The sequence below is a fragment of the Pseudomonas sp. SST3 genome (assembly GCF_003325755.1).
The window spans coordinates 1-3,489 of record NZ_QORI02000173.1; the positions used below are offsets into that span (position 1 = coordinate 1).

Sequence of the window (3,489 nt, forward strand, 5' to 3'; positions counted from 1 at the left end):
ACACTGCCTGAAGGCCGCGTTGACGCGTCACAAGGGCGATATCAAGGCGGTGCTGGCCGAGTTGCAACTGCCGCGCCGTACCTTCAATGAGAAGATGCAGCGGCATGGGTTGGTAAGGGAGATGTTTGTGTAGCGATATTTGGATCACCATCGCGGGCAAGCCCGCTCCCACATTTTGGTCTGTGAACACAGCAGGTGTGGGAGCTGGCTTGCCTGCGATGGCGTCGGCAGCCATAAGCGGATTTCCGCTCACCACCCCAAAACCATCAGCGACTTTCCGCTCAATAAAATCCCGCAACCCTTCTATTGCGGGCCTTCCTCTACCTGGCACAGCTCCTGCTATAGCCCCAACAGGCTGCGCACGCGCCGCTCCATAAAAAACAACTAGATGAAGGATCCTTCAATGGATAACTCCAACACCGTGCCTCTGGGATCGACGGCCGCAAAAGCGCAGGAGCGCACCACCTCCAGCCGCATCAAGTCGATCTTCAGCGGATCGGTCGGCAACATGGTCGAATGGTACGACTGGTACGTCTACGCCGCCTTCTCGCTGTACTTCGCCAAAGCCTTCTTCCCCAAAGGCGACACCACTGCCCAACTGCTCAACACCGCCGCGATCTTCGCCGTGGGCTTCCTGATGCGCCCGATCGGTGGCTGGCTGATGGGCCTCTACGCCGACAAAGTCGGGCGTAAAAAAGCCTTGATGGCCTCGGTGTACCTGATGTGCTTCGGCTCGCTGCTGATTGCCCTGAGCCCAGGCTATGAAATCATTGGTATCGGTGCGCCGATCCTGCTGGTGTTTGCCCGCCTGCTGCAGGGCCTGTCGGTCGGCGGCGAATACGGCACCTCTGCCACCTATCTCAGTGAGATGGCCACCAAGGAACGTCGCGGGTTCTACTCAAGCTTCCAGTACGTGACCCTGATCTCCGGCCAGCTCATCGCGCTGGCGGTGCTGATCGTGCTGCAACAGGTGCTGACTACCGAACAACTGTACGCCTGGGGCTGGCGCATCCCGTTCGCCATCGGCGCCCTGTGCGCAGTGGTCGCGCTGTACCTGCGTCGCGGCATGGAAGAAACCGAGTCGTTCACCAAGAAAGAAAAAGCCAAGGAAAGCGCAATGCGCACCTTGATGCGTCACCCCAAGGAACTGATGACCGTGGTCGGCCTGACCATGGGCGGCACCCTGGCGTTCTACACCTACACCACCTACATGCAGAAATACCTGGTGAACACGGTCGGCATGAGCATCTCCGACTCCACCACCATCTCGGCGGCGACGCTGTTTCTGTTCATGTGCCTGCAACCGATCATCGGCGGGCTGTCGGATAAAAATCGGCCGCCGCCCGATCCTGATCGCCTTCGGCGTGCTTGGCACCCTGTTCACCGTGCCGATCCTCACCACCCTGCACACCATCCAGAGCTGGTGGGGCGCGTTCTTCCTGATCATGGCGGCGCTGATCATCGTCAGCGGCTACACCTCGATCAACGCCGTGGTGAAGGCCGAGCTGTTCCCGACCGAAATCCGCGCACTGGGCGTGGGCCTGCCGTATGCCCTGACCGTGTCGATCTTCGGCGGTACCGCTGAATACATCGCGCTGTGGTTCAAGAGCATCGGTATGGAAACGGGCTACTACTGGTACGTGACCGCGTGTATCGCCGTGTCGTTGATGGTCTACGTGACCATGAAAGACACGCGTAAACACTCACGCATCACCACCGACTAAAAAATGTGGGAGCGGGCTTGCTGTGGCGAGCAAGCTTGCTTGCGCTGGGGTGCGAAGCGCCCCCAAAAAGCTGGCTCCAGCTACGCTGTCGAACGGGAGCAAGCTCCCTCGCCACAGCAAGCCCGCTCCCTCATTTAGCGTTAGGACAACTCTGCGGCCTCATTGCGCCCATAGCGCCGCTGCGCATACGACGCGCCAGCAATCATCACCACCAGCACCGCAGCCAATACCGCGGATGAACCGATGGTGCCGAAATCCAAGCCGCCTTTTTCATGGGGTTTGGTCAGAAAATCCCCCAAGGTCGCGCCAAACGGCCGTGTCAGTACAAACGCCACCCAGAACAACAATACCGACGAGATGCGGGTGAAGTACTTGAGTACCACCACCGCGGCGATGGTTGAGCCGATCAACAATGCGCCACCGGCGAAGCCCAGCCCCGAATCGTCCGCGAGGAAATCGCCCAATGCGGTGCCCAAGGTGTTGGAGAACAGGATCGCCATCCAGTAAAAACAGCTCCCCTCGGAAGGTCTGCACCTTGTTCACGTTCAGCGAGTCACCACTGAGGTGCCACAATGCAAAGATGATCATCAGGATCACGATCAGGATCATCGACCCGGTGGCGTAGCCCAGTCCCAGCGTGCGGTCCATGAAGTCGGACATCGTGGTACCCGCAGTACTGGTAGACAAAATCACGATCCAGTACAGCACCGGGTTGTAGGTTTTCGACCAGAGTTGCGTCACCAGGGTCACCAGGAACACGCTAATGAGGATCATGGAGCTGATGGCGTAGCCAACGTTCAAGGTCATCGACAGCAAGTCCCCGGCGGTTTCGCCCAAGGTAGTTGCGCAGATTTTCATGACCCAGAACGCCAGGGTGATCTGAGGAAGTTTATTCATGCAGTAGATAGCTCCAAGGCTCAGTCTTATAGGGGGTATTGACCTTGGGCGCAGACTGAAGGGGAAACTGTGAAAAATAGGTGGCAGATGTATGAAAAATCCATGGGCACGATGGAAATTCACCGCCATGAATTGCACTATGACCGCCTCCCAAACCGCGTAGCAGGAACCCCGGCCATGCCTGACGACATCCACTTTTTACGAACCCGCCAACGGCCACGGCCTGCCCCATGACCCGTTCAACGCGATCGTCGGCCCACGCCCGATTGGCTGGATCTCCTCGCACGACCGCGAAGGCCGCCTGAACCTGGCGCCCTACAGTTTCTTCAACGCATTCAACTACATTCCGCCGATCATTGGGTTTTCCAGTGTCGGGCGTAAAGACAGCCTGAACAATATCGAACAGACCGGCGAATTCGTCTGGAACCTGGCCACCCGCCCGCTGGCCGAGCAGATGAACCAGAGTTGCGCGGCCGTATCGCCCGAGGTGAATGAATTCGAACTCTCCGGCTTGACGCCGGTGGCTTCGAAAATCGTTGGCGTACCACGGGTGGGCGAGAGCCCGGTGTCGTTCGAGTGCAAGGTGACGCAGATCATCCAGCTGCAACGTGCCGACCAACAGTTGGTGCCGAGCTGGCTGGTGCTGGGCGAGGTGGTTGCGGTGCACATCGCCAAATGGTTGCTCAAGGACGGGATCTACGACACCGCTGCCGCCGAGCCGATTTTACGCGGGGGTGGCCCGGCGGATTATTTCCAGCTGGGGCCAGAAGCGCTGTTCAAGATGTACCGCCCAGGCGCCACCAAACCCTGACTGCAATGCAATCAAAACTGTGGGAGCTGGCTTGCCTGCGATAGCGGTGGGTCAGTT

Annotated in this window: 1 protein-coding gene and 3 pseudogenes; 3 read left to right on the plus strand and 1 reads right to left on the minus strand. The window is 58.8% G+C overall.

The window, feature by feature from the left end:
• The coding region (locus DQ405_RS25980; protein WP_168426453.1) for a helix-turn-helix domain-containing protein at positions 1-133 on the plus strand (133 nt) is incomplete at its 5' end.
• Between the two features lie 270 nt (positions 134-403).
• Positions 404-1,724, plus strand: a pseudogene (locus tag DQ405_RS25985) (MFS transporter).
• Positions 1,725-1,864: 140 nt separating this feature from the next.
• On the opposite strand, the pseudogene DQ405_RS25990 reads toward DQ405_RS25985, so the two are convergent.
• Positions 1,865-2,621, minus strand: a pseudogene (locus DQ405_RS25990) (COG4705 family protein).
• A gap of 177 nt (positions 2,622-2,798) precedes the next feature.
• Between DQ405_RS25990 and DQ405_RS25995 the strand changes: the two are divergent.
• Positions 2,799-3,432: pseudogene (locus DQ405_RS25995) on the plus strand (flavin reductase family protein).
• Positions 3,433-3,489 lie beyond the last annotated feature (57 nt).